General features: G+C 68.4%; 18 protein-coding genes. 13 read left to right on the top strand and 5 right to left on the bottom strand.

What is annotated here, in order from left to right:
- Positions 1-6: 6 nt before the first annotated feature.
- A complete protein-coding gene (locus BLW00_RS20245) occupies positions 7-1,956 on the top strand; it encodes a glycoside hydrolase family 127 protein (protein WP_092557665.1) in 1,950 nt (649 codons plus the stop codon).
- A gap of 79 nt (positions 1,957-2,035) precedes the next feature.
- Positions 2,036-8,230 (top strand): OmpL47-type beta-barrel domain-containing protein, encoded by a 6,195-nt coding sequence (locus BLW00_RS20250; protein ID WP_092557667.1) that lies wholly within the window; start codon positions 2,036-2,038, stop codon positions 8,228-8,230.
- Here BLW00_RS20250 and BLW00_RS20255 read toward each other — a convergent pair.
- Positions 8,217-8,900, bottom strand: a complete 684-nt coding sequence (locus BLW00_RS20255; RefSeq protein ID WP_217634453.1) for an LLM class flavin-dependent oxidoreductase — start codon at positions 8,898-8,900, stop codon at positions 8,217-8,219. The genes BLW00_RS20250 and BLW00_RS20255 overlap by 14 nt on opposite strands.
- A gap of 266 nt (positions 8,901-9,166) precedes the next feature.
- Between BLW00_RS20255 and BLW00_RS20260 the strand changes: the two genes are divergently transcribed.
- From BLW00_RS20260 to BLW00_RS20275, 4 genes are all read left to right on the top strand, one after another.
- On the top strand, positions 9,167-10,534 hold the full coding sequence (locus tag BLW00_RS20260) for a cystathionine beta-synthase (RefSeq protein ID WP_092557669.1): 1,368 nt from the start codon (positions 9,167-9,169) through the stop codon (positions 10,532-10,534).
- A 28-nt stretch (positions 10,535-10,562) separates the two neighbouring features.
- The gene (locus tag BLW00_RS20265) at positions 10,563-11,723 is read left to right on the top strand and encodes a cystathionine gamma-synthase (RefSeq protein ID WP_092557671.1); all 1,161 of its coding nucleotides are present in this window, start codon (positions 10,563-10,565) and stop codon (positions 11,721-11,723) included.
- Positions 11,724-11,729: 6 nt separating this feature from the next.
- Positions 11,730-13,004, top strand: coding sequence for an FAD-binding protein (locus tag BLW00_RS20270; protein ID WP_092557673.1), 1,275 nt, complete (start codon positions 11,730-11,732; stop codon positions 13,002-13,004).
- 99 nt (positions 13,005-13,103) lie between these two features.
- Positions 13,104-14,120, top strand: a complete 1,017-nt coding sequence (locus tag BLW00_RS20275) for an SDR family NAD(P)-dependent oxidoreductase (protein ID WP_092557675.1) — start codon at positions 13,104-13,106, stop codon at positions 14,118-14,120.
- Here BLW00_RS20275 and BLW00_RS20280 read toward each other — a convergent pair.
- The 3 genes from BLW00_RS20280 to BLW00_RS20290 are packed head-to-tail and all read right to left on the bottom strand — an operon-like array spanning position 14,092 to position 16,145.
- Positions 14,092-14,661 (bottom strand): TetR/AcrR family transcriptional regulator, encoded by a 570-nt coding sequence (locus BLW00_RS20280; RefSeq protein WP_092557677.1) that lies wholly within the window; start codon positions 14,659-14,661, stop codon positions 14,092-14,094. The two genes, BLW00_RS20275 and BLW00_RS20280, sit on opposite strands and share 29 nt — an antisense overlap.
- Positions 14,662-14,697: 36 nt before the next feature.
- Positions 14,698-15,426, bottom strand: a complete 729-nt coding sequence (locus BLW00_RS23135) for an adenylate kinase family protein (protein WP_139256825.1) — start codon at positions 15,424-15,426, stop codon at positions 14,698-14,700.
- Positions 15,426-16,145 (bottom strand): TetR family transcriptional regulator, encoded by a 720-nt coding sequence (locus BLW00_RS20290; protein ID WP_175494469.1) that lies wholly within the window; start codon positions 16,143-16,145, stop codon positions 15,426-15,428. Before BLW00_RS20290 ends, BLW00_RS23135 begins: the two co-directional genes overlap by 1 nt.
- Positions 16,146-16,326: 181 nt before the next feature.
- On the opposite strand from BLW00_RS20290, the gene acs reads away from it, so the two are divergent.
- The 7 genes from acs to nrdF all read left to right on the top strand — a co-directional run bounded on the left by acs (position 16,327) and on the right by nrdF (position 24,729).
- The gene (gene acs / locus BLW00_RS20295; protein ID WP_092557791.1) at positions 16,327-18,327 is read left to right on the top strand and encodes an acetate--CoA ligase; all 2,001 of its coding nucleotides are present in this window, start codon (positions 16,327-16,329) and stop codon (positions 18,325-18,327) included.
- Positions 18,328-18,502: 175 nt separating this feature from the next.
- The gene (locus BLW00_RS20300; protein WP_092557679.1) at positions 18,503-19,822 is read left to right on the top strand and encodes an APC family permease; all 1,320 of its coding nucleotides are present in this window, start codon (positions 18,503-18,505) and stop codon (positions 19,820-19,822) included.
- Positions 19,823-20,142: 320 nt separating this feature from the next.
- Entirely contained in the window at positions 20,143-20,382 is a 240-nt protein-coding gene (gene nrdH / locus BLW00_RS20305) for a glutaredoxin-like protein NrdH (RefSeq protein ID WP_092557681.1), read from the top strand.
- A 5-nt stretch (positions 20,383-20,387) separates the two neighbouring features.
- The gene (gene nrdI / locus BLW00_RS20310; protein ID WP_092557683.1) at positions 20,388-20,792 is read left to right on the top strand and encodes a class Ib ribonucleoside-diphosphate reductase assembly flavoprotein NrdI; all 405 of its coding nucleotides are present in this window, start codon (positions 20,388-20,390) and stop codon (positions 20,790-20,792) included.
- Entirely contained in the window at positions 20,777-22,924 is a 2,148-nt protein-coding gene (gene nrdE, locus BLW00_RS20315; RefSeq protein ID WP_281242438.1) for a class 1b ribonucleoside-diphosphate reductase subunit alpha, read from the top strand. The genes nrdI and nrdE overlap by 16 nt, the downstream gene beginning before the upstream one ends.
- Before the next feature lie 18 nt (positions 22,925-22,942).
- The gene (locus tag BLW00_RS20320) at positions 22,943-23,752 is read left to right on the top strand and encodes an NUMOD3 domain-containing DNA-binding protein (RefSeq protein ID WP_092557685.1); all 810 of its coding nucleotides are present in this window, start codon (positions 22,943-22,945) and stop codon (positions 23,750-23,752) included.
- Complete coding sequence (gene nrdF / locus BLW00_RS20325; protein WP_092557687.1) at positions 23,749-24,729, top strand: class 1b ribonucleoside-diphosphate reductase subunit beta; 981 nt, start codon at positions 23,749-23,751, stop codon at positions 24,727-24,729. The genes BLW00_RS20320 and nrdF overlap by 4 nt, the downstream gene beginning before the upstream one ends.
- Before the next feature lie 428 nt (positions 24,730-25,157).
- Here the strand turns inward: nrdF and BLW00_RS23865 are convergent, their stop codons facing one another.
- Positions 25,158-25,808 (bottom strand): DUF1349 domain-containing protein, encoded by a 651-nt coding sequence (locus BLW00_RS23865; protein ID WP_245741717.1) that lies wholly within the window; start codon positions 25,806-25,808, stop codon positions 25,158-25,160.
- Positions 25,809-25,827 lie beyond the last annotated feature (19 nt).

The raw sequence follows: 25,827 nt of genomic DNA on the forward strand, positions 1-25,827 counted from the left end.
CAGACCATGACTCTTACCGACGACTCGAACCGAACCGCGAGCCGCACGAAGCCGCGGATCGTCGGACCCGCGGTGCCGAGTTCCTCCGCCGTGCAGCCGCTCGGCATCGGGGAGCTGCGCATCGACGGCGGCTTCTGGGCCGACCGCCAGCAGGTGAACTCCGAAGCCACCCTCGAGCACATCGAGCACTGGCTGGAGAAGGAGGGCTGGCTCGGCAATTTCGATCTGGCGGCCGCCGGCACCCTGCCGGAAGGGCGTCGCGGGCGGGAGTTCTCGGACTCGGAGGTCTACAAGTACCTCGAAGCCGTGGCCTGGGAGCTCGGCCGTCGGCCCGACGCCGCGCTCGAGCGGCGCTTCCGCGCCGTCGTCGCCCGCGTAGCCGCGGCGCAGGAGGCCGACGGATACCTCAACACCCGCTTCGGCCGGCCCGGGCAGGAGCCGCGATGGTCGCAGCTCGAGTGGGGCCACGAACTGTACTGCGCCGGCCACTTGTTCCAGGCCGCCGTGGCGCGCGAGCGCACGGCTCCAGGGGCGGATGACGGCCTGTTGCAGATCGCTGTACGTCTCGCCGACCTGGTGTGCGAGGTGTTCTCCGACGACGGCATTCGCGGGGTCTGCGGGCATGCCGAGATCGAGACCGCTCTCGTGGAGCTCGCCCGGGTCACGGGCGACGCGCGCTACACCGAGCAGGCGCGGCTCTTCGTGGAGCGGCGCGGCACGGGGACGCTCAAGGACATCGAGTGGGGTCGGTCGTACTTCCAGGACGATGTCCCCGTGCGTGACGGGACCGTGCTGCGCGGGCACGCCGTGCGCGCCAACTACCTCGCGAGCGGAGCGGCGGATGTCGCATCGGAACTCGGCGACACGGAGTTGCTCGATAGCCTCCGCGGCCAATGGGCGCAGACCGTCGCCCGCCGCACCTACATCACGGGCGGCCAAGGATCGCACCACCAGGACGAGGCCTTCGGCGAGGATTTCGAGCTGCCGTCCGACCGCGCCTACTCCGAGACCTGCGCGGGCATCGCGTCGATCCAGTTCAGCTGGCGCCTGCTGCTCGACCGCCCGGACGCGGCGTACGCCGATCTCATCGAACGCACCCTCTACAACGTGGTGGCCACCTCTCCCTCGGCCGACGGCCGGGCTTTCTACTACGCGAACACCCTGCACCAGCGGGTGCCCGGTGCGCCCGCCGACCCCGACACTCCGTCGCTGCGGGCGCTCGCCTCGCTCCGCGCGCCGTGGTTCGAGGTGTCGTGCTGCCCGCCGAACATCGCGCGCACCCTGGCGAGCCTCGAAGGCTACTTCGCCACGCGCAGCGAGCACGGCCTGCAACTGCACCAGTACGCACCGGCGACGATCGACACGGTGTTGCCGGGCGGCGAAGAGATCTCGCTCAGAGTGCAGACCGACTTCCCCGCAGGCGGCGTGGTGACCGTGCACGTGAACCGCGACGCGACCGCTCCATGGACGCTCTCGCTGCGGGTGCCGCAGTGGGCGGGGCAGGCGGAGCTCGCCGTCTCGTCGCTCGACGGCGACGAGACGCGCACGCCCGCCGCCGGCGGGGTCGAGGTCACCCGGGCGTTCCGAGCAGGCGACACGGTCACCCTCACACTTCCGATGACGCCCCGCTTCGTGCAGCCCGACCCCCGGATCGATGCGATCCGCGGTTCGGTCGCGGTCACCCGCGGACCCGAGGTCTACGCTCTCGAGTCGATCGATCTCCCTGCGGGGATCGACGACGTGTCCGACGTGGTCGTCGACGTGACCGCCGACCCCGCCGAGACCGAGCGAGGCGTGATCGTGAACCTCCGCCGCCGCTCGGTCGACGAACGAGCCTTCCCCTACGCGCAGACGATCGACGCCACGAGCGGCGATCCCCAGCAGGTCGTGTTGCTGCCCTATCACTCCTGGGCCGAACGCGGACCGTCCACGATGCGGGTCTGGTTGCCCGCCTGATCCTGTTCCAGCCACCACCCGACTCCCGAAACACCGCTCCACCGACTGATCCTCAATGACGAAGAGAGTTGACAATCTGATGGCGAAACACCGACACCGCCGTGCCACGGCAGGTGCGATCACCAGCGGTCTGATCTGCGCCGCCTTCCTCGCCGGGGCGGCGGCCACACCGGCCGCCGCGGCGCCCAACGACGACCTCGGCTTTCCGGTCTTCACCGGGTCCGCCGATCCGGTTCCGGCGACCGGCGTCACCTACGACACCCACAACGAGCTCGGTGCGATCTTCGCGAACGACCTCGCGACGGGCGCCGGCAGCTCCACCGACGCCGACTTCTGGTTCGACAAGATGCTCGTGCGCACCGGCACCGCCGGGTCGTTCGGCGACAACAACCAGTGGATGTTCTCGCGCGGCAAGGCCGTGTTCATGAAGGAGCACGACCCGAGCGTGCTCGGCTTCGGCGGGCAGGTCGCCTACTGGGAGGCGATCGACGGGCAGGGCGCGTACAGCATCACTGTGAGCGTCGACGGCACACCGGTGTCCCTCACCGAGAAGACCGCCGAGCGCAAGCAGACGCCGAGCTACTGGCGGAGCGTGTTCGGCACCTCCGACTCCGGCCTCACCGTCGTCGAGACGAAGTACATCACCGACGGCAACGTGGCGGTGACCGGGCTCGAGCTGCGCTCGAGCGGCGGCGCGAAGACGGTGCGCCTCGTGGCCACCTCGCCCTACGCCACCACGGCCGAGGGCGACGAGCTCACCGGAGTGGTGCCCGCGCTGAACGACGTCACCACCATCCACCCGCGCTTCTCGGGCGACGGGATGACGGTGGCCGACGGCTCGCTCACCGGTGAGATCGCGGTTCCCGCCGGTGGATCGGCCAGCACGAAGGTGCAGCTCGGCTTCATCACGCCGGAGATCCCGTCGTCCACCACCGAGTACGACGCCTACCGTGCCGCGGCTCCGGGTGTGGCGTACACGACCCACGTCACCGACTACAACGAGTGGTGGGCCGACAACGTGCCCTACCTCGACACCCCCGAAGACAACATCGACAAGACGCTGTTCTACCGCTGGTGGTTGATGCGCTTCAACTTCCTCGACGCGAACGCGCCGGGCAACACCTTCCAGTTCCCGACGGCGGTCGAGGGCGTGCTCGGCTACAACAATGCCATCGTGCTCACCTCGGGCATGTTCATCGACGACCTGAAGTACTTCCGCGACCCGTCGTACTCCTACGGCACCTGGGTGTCGGCCGGTGAGGCCGCGAAGAGCGCGAAGTACGTCGACAACCCGGGCGACCCGGCCAACTGGAGCAACAGCTACACCCAGTACATCTCCGACGCCGCGTGGCGCTCCTACCAACTGCACGGCGGGCCGACGCCCATCGCCGAGAGCCTCGGCACCTACGCCGAGAACGACGTCGAGGGCCTGATCGCCGCCTACGACACCGACAAGGACGGCCTGATCGACTACAACTGGGGCGCGATGACCGGTAACGACGCCGACGCGGTCTCGTTCGACGAGCGTCCCGGCGCATCGATGGACCGCACCGAGAACGCGTACCTCTATGCGAACGCGCTCGCCGCGGCATCCGCCTACGCTGCCGCCGGCGACACCGCGAACGCCGACCAGATGCGCGCCTTCGCCCAGACGATCAAGGAGAAGGTGCTCGACCTGCTCTGGGACGATGGCGAGAACCTGTTCAAGCACCGCTTCACGAGCGATGGACAGCTCGCGAAGTGGAAGGAGATCAACAACTACTACCCGTTCTCCGTCGGCCTCGTGCCGCAGAAGGGCGACGCCGACCACGCCGACGACTACGAGGATGCGCTGCGGTTGTTCGCCGACGACTCCGAGTACTCGATCTTCCCCTTCTACACGGCGAACCAGGCCGACAAGAAGGAGGCGGCCGCAGCCGGTTTCCCGGGCAGCAACAACTTCTCCATCATCAACTCGACGGTGTTGTTCCGCCTGTTCTCCTCCGTGCTCCGCAACTACGACACGGATGCGATCACGGCCGACTCCTACAAGAAGCTCTTGTATTGGAACGCCTGGGCGCAGTACCAGAACGGCGGCGACAACCGCCTGCCCGACCAGAACGAGTTCTGGGCCGACGGCTCGGCCGACCCCGCGTCGATCGGCTACCGCTCGTGGATCCACCACACGATCCTCGGTGGCACCAACTTCACGATGATCGAAGACACCATGGGTCTGCGCTCGCGTGACGACGACAAGATCGAACTCGACCCGATCGACATCGACTGGGATCACTTCACCGCCAACGACATCCGCTTCCGCGACCGCGACCTCACCATCACGTGGGACCAGCCCGGCGGCGAGAAGTACTACGGCGACAGCGTTCCCGAGGGCTATTCGGTGTTCCTCGACGGGCAGCTGGCCTTCACGGTCGACGAGCTCGCCCACGTTGTCTACGACCCGGAGACAGGAACGGTGACGGCGGATGACGGCGTCGCCGTGACCACCTCGGTCGCCTCGCCCGTGAAGGAGGCCAACCAGGTCGCCTTCACCGCCGACGACCGGGTGACCGACGTCTTCGCCAAGGCCGGCAAGAACATCGACTCGGCCAGCGCATCCTCGACCGACCTCGCGGCCGGCGCCACCGCATCCGCCACCTACTCGGCGAACGGACGCGCGGCCTCGAACGCGGTCGACGGAACGACGATCAACGAGCCCTTCTGGGGCACGGCCGGATCGCCGAACGCGAAGGACACGCTGACGGTCGACCTCGGATCGGCGAAGACCTTCGACGATCTGCGGGTGTACTTCTACCAGTCGTCGACCACCGCGACCGTGGCGGGATACTCGGAACCGCAGAGCTACCTGGTGGAGTACCTCGACGGCGACACCTGGAAGACGGTGCCCGCTCAGGCGCGCATGCCGCAGTATCCGCAGGCCAACTACAACCGGGTGCAGTTCCCGGAGATCACCGCGCAGCAGGTGCGGGTCACGGTGACCCACGCCCCGGGTCTGAAGACCGGTATCAAGGAGATCGACCTCTACTCCACCGGCATCGCGGCGCCGGAGTCCACCAACGCCGCTCCGTTCGTCGACGCCTACGTCGATGCCGCGGGATCGGTGCCGGGCATCACGAAGCTCACGGGCGTCGTGAAGGACGACGGACTGCCGGGCGACGCGGTGATCTCGAGCTGGAGCACCGTCAGTGGCCCGGATGGCGGTGAGGCCCTGTTCTCCGACGTCGCGTCGCCGAGCACCACGGCCCAGTTCACCGTCGAGGGCGAGTACGTGCTGCGGCTCACGGCCACCGACGGGGAGAAGACCACCACGAAGGACTTGACCGTTCAGGGCGGTCTTCCTGCGGGTGGGGTGAACGTCGCACCGGCCGCGAAGGTCACCGCGTCCCAGACCGCGTCGTGGAACTCCATCGCCGCCGTGCAGGATGGCGTGTCGATCTTCACGGGCGGCGCCCAGACGGCGCTCTGGGGAACCTGGTCGGGCAACCGGCCGGCGTCCCAGTGGCTGCAATACGACTGGACCACCCCGCAGCGGCTCGACAAGGTCGGCATGTCGTTCTGGCGTGACACGAACGGCGACAACGCCGGAGACGGCGTCGCCCTCCCGAAGAGCTGGAAGCTCGAGGCCTGGGACGGCTCCGCCTGGTCGGAGGTCTCGAACCCCTCCGGCTACGGACGGGCCGGCGACGCGGTGAACTCCGTGACCTTCGACGCGGTGACCACCACCAAGCTGCGTGCGACCTTCACGGCCTCCACCGACGGCACGACCAACGCCGCAGTGGGCGTCAGCGAGTTCGCCGCGTTCGCTCAGGCGCCGGAGTCGATCGATCCGATCGCCGTGCGCACAGCCGTCGGCACGGTTCCCACCCTGCCCGCGACGGTGTCGGGTGTCTACGCCGACGGGTCCCGCGCCGACCTGGCCGTGACCTGGCCGGTCATCGACCCGTCGAAGGTGGCCGCCGAAGGAAGCTTCGTCGTGAACGGGATCGCCTCCGGCGCATCCGTTCCCGCCGTTGCGACCATCTGGGTGCGTGCGACCCCGCCCGGGCAGATCACCACGGTCGACCCGGTGGCCGTGCACACGACGGCCGGCCGCGCGCCGAGCCTGCCGGGCACCGTGACCGTGCAGTACAACGACGGGTCGCGCGAGAGCGGGATCGCCGTCGACTGGGCGGACATCGATCCGGCCTCCTACGCGGCCGCCGGCACCTTCACGGTGTCGGGAACGGTCGCCGGATCGCCGCAGGACGCGACGGCCACGGTGTCGGTGACGGGCTCCGGCTCAGGCGCCGACACGACGAAGCCCGTCGCATCGATCGCCCAGTCGCCGGTGCAGCCGTCGAACGGGTGGTACACCGGTGCGGTGACCATCACGGCGTCGGCCACCGACGACCGTGACGCGGCGCCGGCCATCGAGGCGAAGGTCGACACGGGAGCCTGGGCCGCCTACGCGGCGCCGATCTCCCTGACGGCCGACGGAACCCACACGGTGAGCGTGCGGGCGACGGATGCCGCGGGCAACGTCTCGGCCGAGAAGAGCGTCACGGTCAAGATCGACCAGGTGGCGCCCGCCGTGCAGACGATCGGCGACGACATCGCCCGCACGGTGAAGCTCAGTGCGAGCGACGCCGTCTCGGGCGTCGCGACGCTCGAGTACCGCATCGGCGACACCGGCGACTGGACCGCGTACACGAAGACCATCCCGGTCGGCCTGCCCGAGACCACCGTGTGGGCCCGGGCGACCGACACCGCCGGTACGAGTTCCGAGCCCGTCTCGGTGACCCTGCGGGCGAGCACCGGCGACTCCCACCGCAACGTGGCTCTCTGGGCCACGCCGACGGCATCCGGAACCGCCGCGTGGAACTCGGTGAACGGGCTCAACGACGACGTGGCGCCCACGAAGTCGGGCGATGTGTCGCCCGACGACAACGCCCACGTCTGGGGAGTCTGGCCTGAGATCGGCACGCAGTGGGTGCAGTACGACTGGGCGGAGCCGGTGACGGTCGACCAGACGGGCGCCTACTTCGTGAGCAACCTCGACGGCGCCGGGCTCGGCATCGACGTGCCGGCCTCCTGGAAGGCGCAATACCTCGACGCCGACACGGGCGAATGGGTCGACGTGCAGAACCCCTCGGAGTACGGCACCGCGATCGACACCTTCAACACGGTGACGTTCGACGAGGTCACCACGAAGGGCCTGCGCCTGCAGTTGGAAGCCTCGGGCACCGTCTCAGGCGCCGGCAGCGTCGGCATCAAGGAGTGGCAGGTGTTCGAGGCGACTCCGGAGGCACCCGACACGGAGGCCCCGGTGGTGACCACGAACACGACCCCGGTGGAGCCGGCCAGCGGCTGGTTCACCGGCGACGTGTCGGTGTCGGCCGCCGCGCTCGACAACCGCGACGGCGCTCCGAAGCTCGAATCCCGCGTGGGCGACGGCGAGTGGGCGACTTACACGGCACCGATCGCCGTGATCGCCGACGGCAGCACCGCGGTGCGCTTCCGGGCGACGGATGCTGCGGGCAACGTGTCCGAAGAGTCGTCGGTGGTGGTCGCGCGCGACACCGTCGCTCCGGAGCCCTCGGCCGCCTTCGACGCCGATCCCCGCGTGGTAACTCTGGCCGCGACGGATGCCGCCTCCGGTGTCGCCGCGATCGAGTACCGCCTGGGTGACGGGGCCTGGACGCCGTTCGGCGATCCGGTCGCGGTGGGCGACGAGGCCGTCACCCTCACGTATCGGGCGTCGGATGTCGCCGGGAACGTCTCGGGAATCGGCTCGTACGATGTGCCCGAGAAGACCACGACGCCGCCGACCGACCCGCCGTCGACCGACCCGCCCACCGAGGGCATCGGCGTCACGGGCAACGAGAAGCTGTTCATCGGCGCCTCGCAGGTGGCGCCGGGAAGCTCGGTCCAGGTCACCGTCACGGGCGGCAACCCGGGCGCCGTGTTCGCTCTCGAGCTGCACTCCTCGCCCGTGCACCTCGGCACCGTGACCGTCGGAGCCGACGGAACGGGAACGGTGTCGGTCACCATCCCGGCGTACACCGAGAGCGGCACGCACGAGCTCTGGGCGATCCTGGACGGCACCGTCATCACGGCGCCGATCGTCGTCGTCGCGCCGGGCGCGTCGACGGGTGAGCACCTGCCGAACACCGGCATGGAGGCCGCCACCTGGCAGCCGGCGATCGTCGCGGGCATCGCGGCGCTCGTGCTGGGCGCCGGTCTCGCGGCCGCCGTCTGGCTCCGCCGCCGGACGAAGGGCGGCATCAGCCGCTCGTGACCGGATGCCGGTGGGCCGAGATCTCGGTCCGGCCCACCGGCATTCTTCTCTTGCGACGCACGGTCCGCCTCGTGCGGTTACGCACGAGGGTTCTGAGCAGGTCGTGATCAGCGGTCGAGCAGCACTGGCGCGAGCGCGCGGAGCTGTTCGACCTGGGCGGCGAGATCGCCGGCCGACAGCTGCACGGCGACGTGGTCGGCGCCAGCCCCGAGGTGCGCGTCGACGCGCTCCCGGATATGTCGGGGCTGCCCCAGGCAACGATGTCGTCGACCAGGCGGTCACTGCCCGCGTCGTCGAGATCGTCATCCGTGTAGCCCGGGTCACGCAGGTTGTTCGCGTAGTTCGGCATGGTCGTGACCGGCGCTGCGTAGTCGTGGCCGCGCGAGGAGACCTGAGGGGCGTGACTCACCCCGAGGCCGAGCGGGAAACGCCCGTCGAAGGCCTCCGCGAGGGCGTTGGCGCCCAGTTCCATGGCCAGCGGGTCTCGCCTATAGATGTTCGCGATACCCGTCGCCACGGTCAGAGTCGTCGTGGCCTGGAGCAGGAGCGATGCGTGCACGAGGGCTTCCTTGTTGCGCGCAGACTCCCCGAACCACAGGGTGCGGAACCCGAGCGACTCGACCGCGCGGGCGGCAGTGCGCTCGTCGGCGGTGGAAGCCTCGCCGATCAGGGTGGTCCAGACGCCGACGGCCCCAGTCGTGCGCGGAGAGCGCCGATGTCGACGTCGATCATGCTCTCGACGTTAGATCAAGCTCACCCGTAACACGATGTCGAGGTGGACTAGGCTGGAGGCGTGTTCGTGAATCTCCTCTGTTGTCGTCGCTGAGCGACCTCCCTTCACAGACCGGATTCGCCACGCCCCAGCCGCCGCTCACGCAGCGCGCCGTGCCACACCGCGCACGAAGCGGCTGCAGGCCTCAGCCAAGGACACCAGACATGAAGTACGCGAACAGCGTCATCGACCTCGTCGGCAACACCCCGCTCGTCAAGCTGAACAGCGTGACCGAGGGGATCGCGGCCACCGTGCTCGCGAAGGTCGAATACCTCAACCCGGGCGGATCGTCGAAAGACCGCATCGCCACCCGCATCATCGACGCCGCTGAGGCGGAGGGACTCCTCAAGCCCGGCGGCACCATCGTGGAGCCCACCTCGGGCAACACCGGAATCGGCCTCGCCCTGGTGGCCCAGCAGCGCGGCTACCGCTGTGTGTTCGTGCTGCCCGACAAGGTGGGTGAAGACAAGCGCAACGTGCTCACCGCCTACGGTGCCGAGATCGTGGTGACCCCCACCGCCGTCGCCCCCGAAGACCCCGACTCCTACTACTCGGTGTCGGATCGGCTGGCCCGCGAGATCCCCGGAGCGTTCAAGCCCAACCAGTACTCGAACCCCAACGGCCCGCTCAGCCACTACGAGACCACCGGCCCCGAGATCTGGCGCGACACCGAGGGTGAGGTCACCCATTTCGTCGCCGGCGTCGGCACCGGTGGCACCATCAGCGGAGTGGGCCGCTACCTCAAGGAGGTCTCGGGCGGCGCGGTACGGGTCATCGGCGCCGACCCGGAAGGGTCCGTCTACTCGGGCGGAACCGGCCGTCCTTACCTCGTCGAGGGTGTGGGCGAAGACTTCTGGCCCACCGCCTACGACCCCTCCGTGGTCGACGAGATCATCGCGTCGACGGATGCGGAGTCGTTCGAGATGACCCGACGCCTCGCCCGCGAAGAGGGTCTCCTGGTGGGCGGATCGAGCGGGCTGGCCGTGTCGGTGGCCCTCAAAGCCGCTCGCGACCTGCCGGCCGACGCCGTCGTGGTCGTGCTGCTCCCCGACGGCGGCCGTGGCTACCTCGGCAAGATCTTCAACGAGAAGTGGATGCGCTCCTACGGCTTCGCGTCGGAGAGCGAGGGATCGACCGTGCGCGACATCCTGAACGGCAAGGACCACGGCCTGCCGGCCCTCGTGCATGCGCATCCGAGTGACACCGTGCACGACGCCATCGGCATCATGACCACGTACGGGGTCTCACAGGTGCCGATGCTCTCGGCCGAACCGCCCGTCGTGATGGGCGAGGTCGTGGGGTCGCTCGACGAGCAGACGCTCCTCGACCAGGTGTTCGGCGGCCGCGCCGCCATGACCGACAAGGTCGGCGACTTCGTGTCGGGCCCGCTGCCGCTGATCGGCATCAACGAGCCCGTCTCCTCGGCCCGCCAGGCACTCACGACCTCCCCGGCGCTGCTGGTCTCCGACGACGGCAAGCCCGTCACCGTCATCACCCGCCAAGACCTCCTCACCTTCCTCAGCGAAGCCTGACGCCCCGCGTCGGCAGAAAGTCAGCCCCATGCCTCCCAAGAAGACCGAACAGTTCGAGACCCGCGCGATCCACGCCGGTCAGGCGTTCGACCCCACCACCGGCTCGATCATCCCGCCCGTCTACTTCACCTCCACCTTCGTGCAAGACGGCATCGGCGGGTTCCGCAACGGCTACGAGTACACCCGCGGCGGCAACCCCACCCGCACCTCGCTCGAGACTCTGATCGCCTCGCTCGAGGGCGCGAAGCACGGCCTCTCGTTCGCCTCCGGCCTCGCCGCCGAAGACGCGCTGCTTCGGGCCCTGCTCGAACCCGGCGACCGCATCGTGCTCGGCAACGACGTGTACGGCGGAACCCACCGCCTGATCGAGCGCATCCACGGCAAGTGGGGCGTGGAGAACGTCGTCGTCGAGATGAGCGACCTCGCCGCCGTCTCCAAGGCCGTCGCGGGTGGCAAGACCAAGCTGCTCTGGCTCGAGACGCCCTCCAACCCGCTGATGAAGATCTCGGATGTCGCAGAACTCGCCGAGATCGGCCATGCGGCCGGCGCTCTCGTGGTGGTCGACAACACCTTCGCCTCGCCCTACCTGCAGCAGCCCCTCGCGCTCGGCGCCGACATCGTGGTGCACTCCACCACGAAGTACCTCGGTGGTCACTCCGACGTGCTCGGCGGCGCCGTCGTGCTCGACGACGACGCGCTCGAAGAGAAGGTGCGCTTCCTGCAGTTCGCCTCGGGCGGTGTCTCGGGCCCCATGGACGCCTGGCTCACCGTGCGCGGAATCAAGACCCTCGCGGTGCGCATGGACCGGCACTCCACGAACGCGCAGGCGATCGCGGAGCACCTCGTCGGACACCCCGCGCTCGACGCGGTGTACTACCCGGGCCTTCCGACGCATCCGGGTCACGAACTCGCCAAACGACAGATGAAGTCGTTCGGCGGCATGATCTCGGTGGCGCTGAAGGGCGGGCCCAAGGCCGCGCGCAAGTTCGCCGAGTCGACCGAGGTGTTCCAGCTGGCGGAGTCGCTCGGTGGCGTGGAGTCGCTGATCGGCTACCCCTCGGAGATGACGCACGCCTCGGTCAAGGGCACCGCGCTCGAGGTGCCCGAGAACGTGATCCGGCTCTCCGTGGGCATCGAGAACGTCGACGACCTGCTCGCCGACATCGACCGCGCCCTGCCGCGCAAGTAGTCCGCGATGACGGCGGTGGGGTCCAACTGGGCCGGCAACTACGACTACGAGGCGGCAGGCCTGCTGCGGCCGCGCTCCGTCGAGGAGGTGGCAGCGATCGTGTCCGGCGCCACGCGGGTGCGGGCACTCGGCACCCGGCACTCCTTCAACGACCTGGCCGACACGACGGGTGAGCTCCTCTCCCTCGTCGATCTCGAGCCGCACCCGGTGATCGATCCGGTCGCCTCCACCGTCTCCGTCGCCTCCGGCACCCGTTTCGCGGTGCTCGCCGAGCATCTCGAGGCGCACGGCTACGCCCTGCACAACCTGGGATCGCTGCCGCACATCTCGATCGCGGGTGCCGTGGCCACCGGAACCCACGGTTCGGGCGTGGGCAACGGCAACCTCTCCACCGCGGTCGCCGGTCTCGAACTCGTGAACGGGCGGGGCGACGTGGTGCACGTCAGTCGTGCCGATCCGCGGTTCGAGGGCATGGTCGTGGCGCTCGGCGCGCTCGGCATCGTGACCCGCCTCACCCTCGACATCCAGCCGAGCTTCCGGATGCGCCAGGACGTCTACCTCGATCTGCCCTGGGATGCGGTGCTCGGCTCCTTCGACGAGATCGTCTCCGCCGCCTACAGTGTGAGTCTGTTCACCGACTGGACCGGTTCGTCGCTGAAGCAGGTGTGGCTGAAGTCGCGGCTGCCCGCTGCCGGCTCCGGTCTCTCCGCAGTGTCGGTGCCGGAGGACTTCTTCGGTGCGCATCCGGCCGGCGACAAGGTGATGTCTCCCGCCGGCGACGACATCGACAACACCACGGTGCAGGGCGGCGTGCCGGGCCCGTGGTCGGAGCGACTGCCGCACTTCCGGGCCGATGTGACGCCCTCGAACGGCGACGAGATCCAGACCGAGTACTTCGTGTCGCGGTCGGATGCGGTGGCCGCGCTGACCGCGGTGCGGGCGCTCGCCGATCGGATCGCGCCCCACCTCCTCGTGACCGAGCTGCGCACGGTCGCCGCGGATTCGTTGTGGCTGAGCCCCGCCTACCAGCGCGAGAGCCTCGCCATCCACTTCACCTGGCGCAACGAGCCAGAGCCGGTGCGCGCCCTCCTGCCCGCGGTGGAGGCGGCACTCGCGCCGTTCGATCCGCGCCCGCACTGGGGCAAGTGGTTCGCGATGGGCGCCGCCGAGATCGGGCCGAAATACGAGCGAGCCGCCGACTTCCGTGCGCTCGTCGCCGAGTTCGACCCGCAGGGCCGCTTCCGCAACGCCTACCTCGAGCGGGTGCTGGCGCTCGTCTGAGCGATCTCCGACCCCCTGGACTCCAAAGTCTCAGCGTGGTCAACTATGTTGACTTATGCAGAACCGCGCCGACGAAGGTGCGGATGACAGGAGGATGACATGACCAGCAGGCACCCACTCACCGCCCAGAGCTCCATCGCGGAGTGGCTCGATCACCCCGAGGGCGGCGCCCTGATCCGGCAGGTGCTCGGAGCCGCCGGGGCGTTCGACGAGAGTCAGCTCGCCCCGGTCAAGGGCCTGCCGTTGCAGCAGCTCGTCGAACTGAGCCAGGGCCGGTTACCGCAGTCGGTCGTCGACGACCTCGTGCTGCGGGCGAACGACGGCGTCATGCCGGAGTCGGTCGCCCCGACGGGTTGGCGCGAGACGGTGTCGGCCGGGCGCTTCGCCGGCCAGACCGTGATCGTCACCGGCGCGGCATCCGGCATCGGCCGGGCGACCGCCTCCCGCATCGCCCGCGAAGGCGGCCGGGTCGTCGCCGTCGACATCTCGGCCGAGCGGCTCCAGGAATTCGCCGACTCGCTTCCGGATGCCGGAATCGTGCCGGTCGCGGGCGACATCACCAAGCAGGAGGACATCGACCGCATCGTGGCCGAGGCCGGCGACCGCATCGACGGGCTCGCCAACGTCGCCGGCGTCAACGACGACTTCTCGCCCGCCCACGAGACGAGCGACGCCACCTGGGACCGCGTGATCGCCATCAACCTGACCGGCACCTTCAAGCTCACTCGCGCGGTGCTGCCGGCCATGCTCGCGGCGGGGAAGGGGTCGGTGGTCAACGTCGCCTCGGAAGCGGGGCTGCGCGGCAACGCCTCGGGCAACGCCTACACGGTCTCCAAGCACGGCGTGATCGGGTTCACCCGCAGCGCCGCCTTCATGTATGCGCAGCAGGGCATCCGTGTCAACGCGATCGCTCCCGGCGGCGTGGCCACGGGCATCCCGTTCCCGCCTCACGTGTCGGAAGCCGGCAGTGCGCGGCTCGCGCCCTTCCAGGCCGCCATCCCTTCGGTCGCCACCGCCGAGCAGCTGGCCGCCTCGATCACCTTCGTGCTGAGCGACGACGGTGTGAACGTCAACGGGGCCGTCCTGCCTAGCGACGGCGGCTGGTCGGTTCAGTAGGCGTGAGCAGCTCCTGCAGGAGCGCGCCGTAGCGTTCGACGATCTGCGCGTGGTCGGCGGCCAGGAGATCCTCGTCGCCGACCACCCAGAGCGAGTAGAGCAGGCCTCCGACGAGCGCCGCCGCGAGCCGCGCCCGCAACTCGGCGTCGGGCCCCGTCATCCGGGTGCGGAGCGGCGTCACGAACTCCTCCTCGTGCACCGAGCGGAGACGCCGGCCGATCTCGGTGGTGTCGCTGCCGCGGAGCAGGGCCAGGAACACACCCCGCGTGTCGACGTCGCCGTCGAGCAACTCGGCGACGAACCGGCGGCCGAGCTGGGGGAGCGGAACGTCGGCGACCGTTCGGGGCCCGATGCCCGCCCGCATCGCCTCCAGGAACAGCAGCTCCTTCGAGCCGAAATGCCGGATGACGAGTGCCGGGTCGGCTTCCGCCGCGGCCGCGATCTCGCGCACCGAGGTGCGGGCGAATCCCTGCGCCTTGAATGTGGTGGTCGCGGCCTCGAGAATCCTCGTGCGCGTGAGGGCGGCGGAGCGTCGGGGCATGACCTCGATGCTAGCCCGGGCGACGCGCGCGAGACGTCAGGCTGCGGCTTCGTCGTGATCGAGGGCGGCGCGGATGCGCGCCGTCACCTCGTCGAGCGAGCCGGTGCCCTCGACCCGGAGCAGGAGCCCCCGTTCGGCGTAGGCGTCGGCGAGGGGCTCGGTCTCGGCGCGGTAGATCTCGATGCGGCGCCGCACCACCTCGGGGGTGTCGTCGGATCGGCCCTGCTGTTCGGCACGCAGCACGATGCGGGCCACGATCTCCTCGACGTCGGCCTGCAGCAGCACGACGGCGTCGAGGGGGGTCGCCGGCCCGAGCATCCGGTCGAGCTCGCCGAGCTGCGGGAGCGTGCGTCCCGGGTTGGTGCCGGCCGTCGTGGAGAGGTCGCCGAGCATCCGGTCGAGCTCACCGAGCTGCGGGAGCGTGCGTCCCGGGTTGGTGCCGGCCGTCGTGGAGAGGTCGCCGAGCATCCGGTCGAGCTCGCCGAGCTGCGGGAGCGTGCGTGGGTAGCCGTCGAGGATGAAGCCGTTCTGCGCATCCGGAGCCGCCAGCCGGTCGGCGACCATCGCGTTCGTGACCGCGTCGGGCACGTATTCGCCCGCCGCGAGCAGCCCGCTCACCTCGAGGCCCAGCGGGGTCCGGGTGCGCACGTGTTCGCGGAAGAGGTCGCCGGTGGAGACGGCGGGCACGCCGAGGGCGACGGCGAGGAGCGCGGCCTGGGTGCCCTTGCCCACCCCGGGCGGTCCCATCATCACGATGCGGCTCATCAGTGTGCTCCTTCGATCAGGTGGGCGATCTCGTCGGCCGAGAGTCGCGAATTGATGACGACGACGCCGGTGCGCTCGGGATGCGCGGCGCCGGGCCCGCGCCCGCGGAGCCCCGATTCGCCCATCGACTCCGCGATCTCGTCGACCAGTTCGGCGAGCAGGGCGCGCGGGTCTTCGGAGCCCGGGGCCGCGAGCCAGCGATCGATCACCTGGCTGAGGGCGGCGAGGAGGGCGGCGGCCACGATCTGGGCGAAGATCGCACTGCGGGCGCCCAGATCCTGTTCGGCGAGGAAGCCGCCGAGCAGCTGCTGATACTCGCGCAGCCAGAGCACCTCGCGGTCGCGCAACGCGACGTTCTCCCGGATGACGACCGCGCGGCGGGTGACGAAGTCGGCGTCGGCGACCAGCCCGTCGACGAGCGGATCCAGCGCCACCCCGGCCACGCGGATGGGCTCGCCCCGGGCCGCGCGCAGTCGCTGTTCGACACGCAGGAGGTAGACCGCGTGGTCGGAGAACAACACGTCTTCGCGAACGGGGAAGTAGCGGAAGAAGGTGCGCCGGCTGATGCCCGCCGACTGCGCGATGTCTTCGGCCGTCGTGGTGTCGAACCCGCGGGTCTCGAAGAGGTGCAGAGCGCCGATGCGCAGGCGCGAATTGAGGTCTTCGCTGTCACCGGGGCTCGCCGAGCCGCCGGGTGTGGTGACGCGAATCGGGGTCATGGCGGGCTTCCTTGCGCTGGATGGCACTGAGTGACAGGATACTGGCACAGGATGCAAAAGGGGAAGCGGCTCCACCGTTTTCCGCATCCCCACCGCATCACCCACCGTCAGAGTTTCAACGAGGAGATCTCCTGTGGCCGAGGATTCGCGCACCACCGCCCCCGACGGGCCCCGCATCACCCTGCAGGATGTCGGGCCGCACGACGGCGGTCACGTCTTCGACAACCTGCTGCACGAGACCCGCACCTTTCCGCCGAGCGACGCCTTCGCCGCCCAGGCGAACCTCGGTGCGGAGGCGTATGAGCGCGCCGCGGCCGATCCGGAGACCTTCTGGGCCGAGCAGGCCCGCCATCTCAGCTGGGCGACCCCCTTCACCGAGGTGCTCGACTGGTCGAACCCGCCGCACGCCCGCTGGTTCGGTGACGGCACCCTCAACGTGGCCTACAACTGCGTCGACCGGCACGTCGAGTCGGGCCACGGCTCGCAGATCGCCCTGCATTGGGTGGGCGAGCCGGGGGACACCCGCGACATCAGCTACGCCGAGCTGAAGGACGAGGTGTCGCGCGCGGCGAACGCCCTGGCCTCACTCGGGCTCGTGGCGGGCGACCGCGTGGTCATCCAGCTGCCGATGATTCCCGAGGCGGTCATCTCGATGCTCGCCTGCGCGCGGCTCGGGCTCGTGCACAGCGTGGTGTTCGGCGGATTCTCGCCGGCGGCGCTGCGGGCGCGGGTCGACGATGCCGAGGCGCGGCTCGTCATCACGTCCGACGGGCAGTACCGTCGCGGCGCCTCCGCGCCGATGAAGGCCAATGTCGACGAGGCGCTGGAGGGCGCGTCGACGGTCGAGCACGTGCTGGTGGTGGAGCGCGTGGGCGGCGCGACGACCGATCTCGTTCCCATGACCGAGGGGCGCGACCTCTGGTGGCACGACCTCGTCGACTCCCAATCGGCGTCGCACGAGCCCGAGGCGTTCCCGGCCGAGCATCCGCTCTTCATCCTCTACACCAGCGGCACCACGGGAAAGCCCAAGGGCATCCTGCACACCAGCGGCGGCTACCTCACGCAGACGTCGTACACTCACCGCTCGGTCTTCGATCTCAAGCCCGACACGGATGTCTACTGGTGCGGCGCCGACGTCGGCTGGATCACCGGCCACAGCTACATCGTCTACGGCCCGCTCGCCAACCGCGTCACCCAGGTGATGTACGAAGGCACGCCGAACACGCCGCACGAGGGCCGGCACTTCGAGATCATCGAGAAGTACGGCGTGACGATCTACTACATCGCGCCCACCCTCATCCGCACCTTCATGAAGTGGGGCGACCAGATCCCGAACGCCTACGACCTGTCGTCGCTGCGCGTGCTCGGCAGCGTGGGGGAGCCGATCAACCCCGAGGCCTGGATGTGGTACCGCACCAACATCGGCGGCGGCCGCGCCCCGATCGTCGACACCTGGTGGCAGACGGAGACCGGCGCCATCATGGTGGCACCGCTGCCGGGCGTCACCGCCACGAAGCCGGGATCGGCCCAGCGGGCGCTCCCCGGTCTCTCGGTGCAGGTGGTCGACGAGCAGGGCGGCCGGGTGGAACCGGGCGAGGGCGGCTACCTGGTGATCGACAAGCCGTGGCCCGCGATGAGCCGCGGTATCTGGGGCGACCCGGAGCGCGCGAAGGAGGTCTACTGGGACCGCTTCGCCGAGCAGGGCTACTACTTCGCCGGCGACGGCGCGAAATACGACGAACAGGGCGACATCTGGTTGCTCGGCCGGGTCGACGACGTGATGAACATCTCGGGCCACCGCATCTCGACCATGGAGGTCGAATCGGCGCTGGTCTCGCACCTCGCCGTCGCTGAGGCGGCCGTGGTGGGCGCCGCCGACGAGACCACGGGTCAGGCGATCGTGGCGTTCGTCATCCTGCGCGGCGCGAGCGACACGCTCGGCGCCGACCAGGACGCGATCGTGGCCGGCCTGATGAAGCACGTCGCGGCGGAGATCGGCCCGATCGCGAAGCCCAAGCGCATCCTCGTGGTGCCCGAGCTGCCGAAGACCCGCTCGGGCAAGATCATGCGGCGCCTGCTGCGCGATGTAGCGGAGAACCGCTCGGTCGGCGACACCGCGACGCTCGCCGACACCTCCGCGATGCGCGTGATCACCGAGAGCCTGCGGGGCCGCGAGAACTAGACCGCGCCGTTTCGGGAGGAGGAGAGCGGAACCGAGGCCGAAATCGGGGTGGGTTCCGCTCTCCTCCTCCCGAAACGCCGGTGTCGTGATGGTCGGGTGCGGAAATGGCGGGAATCGCTCGCCGACTGGCGGCCGGGGTGTTCCGCTGCGGGCGGGCGTGCGCGATGCTGGGCGGATGGCAACCGGACCGTCCGCACCCGTCGCCCCCGGTGGGTCCGTACGCCCGACGGAGGCAGCGCACGCGCCGAGCGTCGGGCTCGCGCAGGGGACGGCGCTCTACATCGCGGCCGTGCTCGGCACCGGCATCTTGGTGTTGCCGGCGCTCGCGGCCGAGGCGGCAGGTCCAGGCTCCATCCTCGCCGTCATCGCATTGATCGGGCTCTCGATCCCGCTGGCCGGTACCTTCGCGGCGCTCGCGGCGCGGTTTCCGGATGCCGGCGGCGTGGCCACCTTCGTCCGTCTCGCGCTCGGGCCGACGGCCGCGCGCATGGCCGGGTACTGGTTCTTCTTCGGCGTCACCGTGGGTGCTCCCGTGGTGGGGCTCCTCGGCGCCGAGTACGTGGTGGCCGTGCTCGGGATCGAACGCTGGGTGGCGCTTGTGCTCGCTCCGGTGCTGCTTGTTCCGCCGTTCATCCTGAACGCGTTCGGCCTGCGCTTCTCCGGAAAGGCGCAGCTCGTGCTCTCGGGCCTGCTCGTGGTGATCGTGGTGGGTGTCGTCGCGGTCGCCGCCCCGGCCTCGCAGGTGTCGAACTTCAGTCCACTCCTTCCGCACGGGTGGGCCGGTGTCGGTCTGGCGGTGAGTCTGTTCGTCTGGGCGTTCGCGGGTTGGGAGGCCGTGACGCACATCGCGGGGGAGTTCACGAGGCCGCGCCGCACCATCCCGCTCGCGACGGCGATCGCGATCGTCGTGGTGGGCGCCTGTTACCTGGGGCTCCAGATCGTGACGGTCGGTGTGCTCGGCGATCGGGCCGGGTCGAGCCCCGTTCCACTTCTCGACCTCGTGGCCGAGACGGCGCCGGCCTGGGGGAAGTACGTGGTGGCCACCATCGCGGCCATCGTGGCCCTGGGGGTGGTGAACACTTACGTGGCCGCTCTCGCCAACCTCGGCGCATCACTCGGCCGTGACGGCCATCTGCCGCGATGGTTCGCCAAGGGGGCGGAAGCCGGAGGGGTCCCCCGACGCGCGCTCCTGCTCGTCGCCCTGCTGGTGGCACTGTACTTCGCCGCCTTCTTCGTGACGGGAGGTGTGCTCACGCCGTTCATCCTCATCCACACCTCGAGCATGGTCTCGGTCTACGCGCTCGGCGTCGTGGCCGCGCTCCGGCTGCTGCCGCGTTTCGGGATCGGCTGGTGGTTCGCGGCGGTCTCCACCGTGCTCGTCGCCGGGCTGCTCCTGCTCGCCGGCGCGAACCTGCTCATCCCTCTCGTGCTGGCCGTGGCGGCCGTCGTGGTGACCCTGGTGCGGAGGGTGCGCGCGACACGCCCGACACGCTGAATGTCGGTGGTCGGATTTATCCTCAGGGGTGAGGGTGGATGCTGTCCACAGGAGGCTGTAGAAGGCCGGAATTCCGCCACTCGGGCTGTGGATGAAAGGGTCGGAAAGATGTGCACAGATGTGGATGACCTGTGGATAATTACACGGGTGTAACACTTCATCTAGGGGTGCTCGATATCGCGACCAACTATATGTAGTATTGAACTCCCGGCGCAGAGAAGCCACGAAAGCAGTGGATTTCCACGGGGTTGGAGTGGATACGGCGCCGGGCAACTCAAGATTTCACAACCTTCAATTCCTTCGAGAAAGGTGCATTCCTTATGGCAATCACGGTGTACACGAAGCCCTCCTGTGTCCAGTGCACTGCGACCTACCGCGCTCTCGAGAACAAGGGTCTCGAGTTCGAGATCTTCGACCTCTCGGTCGACGAGAAGGCCCTCGAGACGGTCAAAGAACTCGGCTACCTGCAGGCTCCCGTGGTCATGACCAGCGAGGGTGACCACTGGTCGGGTTTCCGTCCTGACAAGATCGAGGAACTGGCGCGCGCAGCGGCCAGCTGAGTCCGGTGTCCGACGACCTCGTCTATTTCTCGAGTGTCTCCGGTAACACGCGCCGCTTCGTCGAATCCCTCGGTCGGCCGGCCTCGCGCATCCCGCTCCACGCCCGCGAAGACAACCTCAAGGCGACCAAGCCCTACGTGCTGGTGCTCCCCACTTATGGCGGGGGCAACGGCCTGGGCGCCGTTCCCAAGCAAGTGATCCGGTTCCTCAACGACGAGGGCAACCGATCGCTCATCCGTGGCGTGATCGCCGCGGGCAACACCAATTTCGGTGAGGCCTACTGCCTTGCGGGCGACATCGTCGCGCGCAAAACGGGGGCCCCGCTGCTCTATCGATTCGAAGTATTTGGAACCCCGGATGACCGTGAGGCCGTCCAGATTGGATTGGACACACTGTGGAAGCAACACTGATCGACGCGCCGACGGCTGCGCCGGCGCTCGACTACCACTCGCTCAACGCGATGCTGAACCTCTACGACGAGAACGGGCTGATCCAGTTCGACAAAGACAAAGAGGCCGCGAAGCAGTACTTCCTGCAGCACGTCAACCAGAACACCGTCTTCTTCCACAACCTGCGCGAGCGCCTCGACTACCTGGTCGAGAAGGAGTACTACGAGAAGGAGGTGCTCGACCAGTACTCGTTCGAGTTCATCCAGCAGCTCAACGACCTCGCCTACTCGAAGAAGTTCCGCTTCGACACCTTCCTCGGCGCCTTCAAGTACTACACGAGCTACACGCTCAAGACCTTCGACGGCAAGCGCTACCTCGAGCGCTTCGAAGACCGCGTGGTGATGACGGCGCTCGGGCTCGCCCAGGGCGACGAGGAGCTCGCCACGAACCTGGTGGAGGAGATCATCGGCGGTCGCTTCCAGCCGGCCACGCCCACCTTCCTGAACACCGGCAAGGCCCAGCGCGGTGAGCTGGTCTCCTGCTTCCTGCTGCGCATCGAAGACAACATGGAGTCGATCGCCCGCGGCATCAACTCGGCTCTGCAGCTGTCCAAGCGCGGCGGCGGCGTGGCCCTGCTGCTGTCGAACATCCGTGAGGCCGGCGCGCCGATCAAGCAGATCGAGAACCAGTCCTCGGGCATCATCCCCGTGATGAAGCTGCTCGAAGACTCCTTCAGCTACGCCAACCAGCTCGGTGCCCGTCAGGGTGCCGGCGCGGTCTACCTGAGCGCCCACCACCCCGACATCATGAAGTTCCTCGACACCAAGCGCGAGAACGCGGATGAGAAGATCCGCATCAAGACGCTCTCGCTCGGTGTCGTCGTGCCCGACATCACCTTCGAACTCGCGAAGAACGACGAAGACATGTACCTCTTCTCGCCCTACGACGTCGAGAAGGTCTACAACCTGCCCTTCGGCGACATCTCGGTGACCGAGAAGTATCGCGAGATGGTCGACGACCCGCGCATCCGCAAGACCAAGATCAAGGCGCGTGAGTTCTTCCAGACCCTCGCCGAGATCCAGTTCGAGTCGGGCTACCCGTACATCATGTACGAAGACACCGTCAACAAGGCGAACCCCATCAAGGGCCGCATCAACATGTCGAACCTGTGCTCGGAGATCCTGCAGGTCAACACGCCCACGACGTACAACGAAGACCTGTCCTACGCGTCGATCGGTAAAGACATCTCGTGCAACCTGGGTTCGCTGAACATCGCGCTCACCATGGACTCGCCCGACTTCGGCCGCACGGTCGAGACCGCCATCCGCGGCCTCACCTCGGTGTCGAACCAATCGCACATCGCGTCGGTGCGCTCGATCGAAGACGGCAACGACAAGACGCACGCCATCGGTCTCGGCCAGATGAACCTGCACGGCTACCTCGCCCGCGAGCGCGTGTACTACGGCTCGGAAGAGGGTGTCGACTTCACGAACATCTACTTCTACACCGTGCTGTTCCACGCGCTGCGGGCCTCCAACGCGATCGCGATCGAGCGCGGCGAGAAGTTCGACGGCTTCGACGACTCGACCTACGCGAGCGGCGAGTTCTTCGACAAGTACACGGATGCGCCGTGGGTGCCGGCGACGACTCGCGTGGCGGAGCTGTTCGAGACCTCGAACATCCACATCCCCACGCAGGAGGACTGGCTGGCGCTGAAGGCGTCGATCCAGCAGCACGGCATCTACAACCAGAACCTGCAGGCCGTGCCGCCCACCGGATCGATCTCCTACATCAACAACTCGACCTCGTCGATCCACCCGGTGGCGTCGAAGATCGAGATCCGCAAGGAAGGCAAGATCGGCCGCGTCTACTACCCGGCGCCGTTCCTCACGAACGACAACCTGGAGTACTACGACGACGCCTACGAGATCGGCGCCGAGAAGATCATCGACACCTACGCCGCGGCCACGCAGCACGTCGACCAGGGCCTCTCGCTGACGCTGTTCTTCAAGGACACCGCGACCACGCGCGACATCAACAAGGCCCAGATCTACGCCTGGCGCAAGGGCATCAAGACCATCTACTACATCCGCTTGCGGCAGATGGCCCTTGAGGGCACCGAGCTCGACATGTGCGTCTCGTGCACGCTGTGACGTGCGCTCACTAGTGCGATGACTCTCTCCATTCCGGTCGAAGTGCTGGGTGCACCGGTCGGCGTCGTCTATGGAATCCGTGACGTCGCGACCGGCGACGTCCGGTACGTCGGCCAGACGACGGTGCCGATCCGGCGCCGACTTCAACAGCATCTCCGGGTCGCCCGGAGCGGACGCCGGACCCCGCTGTACGACTGGTTGCGGAGCCGGGATTCGGGAACCTTCGAGATCGTGGAGCTGGAGAAGGTCTATCGCGAACGTGAGGAGCTCGGTATCGCCGAGATGGCCTGGATCTCGTATCTGCGTGAGCGCGGCGCACGACTGCTGAACATCGCAGACGGCGGCCTCGGGCCGACGGGAGTCACATGGACTCCGGAGCAGCGAGAGGCCGCACGCGCGCGGTCGACAGGGCGGCGAGGTGCCAGCCGCCCGGGATCGGCCAACCCGTTCTTCGGGATGACCCATTCCGACCGGCAGCGGGCGATCTGGTCCGAACGTCGCAAAGGCTCGATCACCGGCGAGAACAACCCGAACTTCGGCAAGTTCGGCTCCGAGCATCCGTCGTTCGGACGCAAACTGTCGGATGAGACGAGAGCTCGTCTGTCTGAACAGAAACGTGGTGAAAAGAATCCGAACTTCGGCAAGACGGCGTCGGACGAGACGCGCGCCAAGATGTCTGCGGTCCGTCGCGGGCGCTCGATGCCCTCGAGCGCTCGCAGCGCTCACACCCGGCACCATACGAACATGGGCATCATGAGCCCGACATGCACCTACTGCGCCGAAGTATCGGCGCTCGATTCATCCTCTGAAAGCGAGACCGAGAAATGACCCCTCCTGAGCCGTTGAAGCTCGTCGACAAGGTGCAGGCGATCAACTGGAACCGCATCCAAGACGATAAAGACGTCGAGGTGTGGAACCGGCTGGTGAACAACTTCTGGCTGCCCGAGAAGGTGCCGCTGTCGAACGACGTGCAGTCGTGGGCCACGCTCACGCCGGCCGAGCAGACGCTCACCATGCGCGTGTTCACGGGGCTGACGCTACTCGACACCATTCAGGGCACCGTGGGCGCCGTGTCGCTCATCCCGGATTCGCTGACGCCGCACGAAGAGGCCGTCTACACGAACATCGCGTTCATGGAGTCGGTGCACGCCAAGTCGTATTCGTCGATCTTCTCGACGCTGTCGAACACCAAGGACATCGACGAGGCGTTCCGCTGGTCGACCGAGAACCCGAACCTGCAGAAGAAGGCGTCGATCGTTCTCGACTACTACCACGGCGACGAGCCGCTGAAGCGGAAGGTGGCCTCGACCCTGCTCGAGAGCTTCCTGTTCTACAGCGGTTTCTACCTGCCGATGTATTGGTCGAGCCGGGCGAAGCTCACGAACACGGCTGACCTCATCCGCCTCATCATCCGTGACGAGGCGGTGCACGGCTACTACATCGGCTACAAGTTCCAGCGCGGGCTCGAGCTCGTCGACCAGGCCAAGCGCGACGAGATCAAGGACTACACCTTCTCGCTGATGTACGACCTCTACGAGAACGAGGTGCAGTACACGCAGGATCTCTACGACGAGGTCGGTCTCACCGAAGACGTCAAGAAGTTCCTGCACTACAACGCGAACAAGGCGCTGATGAACCTCGGCTACGAGCCGATGTTCCCGAAGTCGGTGACGGATGTGAACCCCGCCATCCTCTCGGCCCTCTCGCCGAACGCCGATGAGAACCACGACTTCTTCTCGGGGTCGGGCTCGTCGTACGTCATCGGCAAGGCCGTGAACACCGAAGACGAGGACTGGGACTTCTAGGCCCCGCCTGCTCGCCTCCTCGCCGATCATTCGGCTCCGACGCCCTCCGCGCACCTGCTCGTCAGCTGTCGCGGAGGGCGTCGTGGGTTTCGGAGGCCGGGGTTGGGCGCTGATGGGGTCGACGGACGGATCGAGTGCTCATGGGTGCGGGGCTGGTCAACGCGGAAGCCTTCCTGGCCGCGTTGAAGGCACCCGCCCCGGCGCCGGCGCCCGTGCCGGAGCCCGCGGCGGTCGGGGCGCCCCAGCTGACGGCGACCGGCTCGACGCCGGGAGAGTCTCTGGGGTTCGGCTCGTGGGTGGCCCTGCTCGGAGCGGCTGGGGCGATACTGCTCCTCCTCGGGCGTCGCCGTCCCCTGCGAGGGCACACCGCTCTCGCGAGAGCGGACGGCCGAGCTGACCTCCGATAGATCGTCGCCGTCGCGGCGCGTCTAGTGCAGAGCGGCGTCAGGCTCCGTGACGCGCCAGGCGTGGAAGCGCACCGTGAGGTCGGCGCGAGAGGGAGCGGAGACCAGCGGGCCAGCCCAGGCGACCGCGTCCGGGGGGAACGGCAGTACACGCACGAGTCGTGAGGGCTCGTCGTCGACATGCGCACGGAGCGTCACCGCGTCGCCGGCCCAGCTCGCGCGGATCGTCACCCGGCGGCCCGTCCACGACGGCACCGGTCCCAGCGACCAATCCGAGGTCGGCGCCGTGACGACTGCTCCGAGCTGCAGTGAACCCTCCGAGAACTCGAGCCCGGCCTTCACCCAGCGGTCATCGGCGATGCGCAGGAAGAGGCCGGCCTGGTCGAACTCCCCATCGAAGTCCGCCGTGAACTCGACCTCGACCGCGGAGTCCCGCGAGAACGGCGTCAGCAGGGCGTGCTCGGTGTCGTGCACGAAGCCGTAGGAGGTGGTGCGCCAGGCATCGCTGCCCTCGACCGCGGTGACGAGGAGATCCGTGCCGTCGACGGCGGATGCGGCGGGCGGGGTCGTCCAACTGCCCTCCGACCACGGAAACTCGCGGGGTACGACAGGAGTCGGGGCCGAATCGGCTGAAGCCTCAGGCTCGGCCGACCCGCCTGGTGCATCCCCGTCCACCGGAGTCACCGCTCCGAGC

Source organism: Herbiconiux ginsengi, assembly GCF_900107435.1.
Classification (GTDB): Bacteria; Actinomycetota; Actinomycetes; order Actinomycetales; family Microbacteriaceae; genus Herbiconiux; species Herbiconiux ginsengi.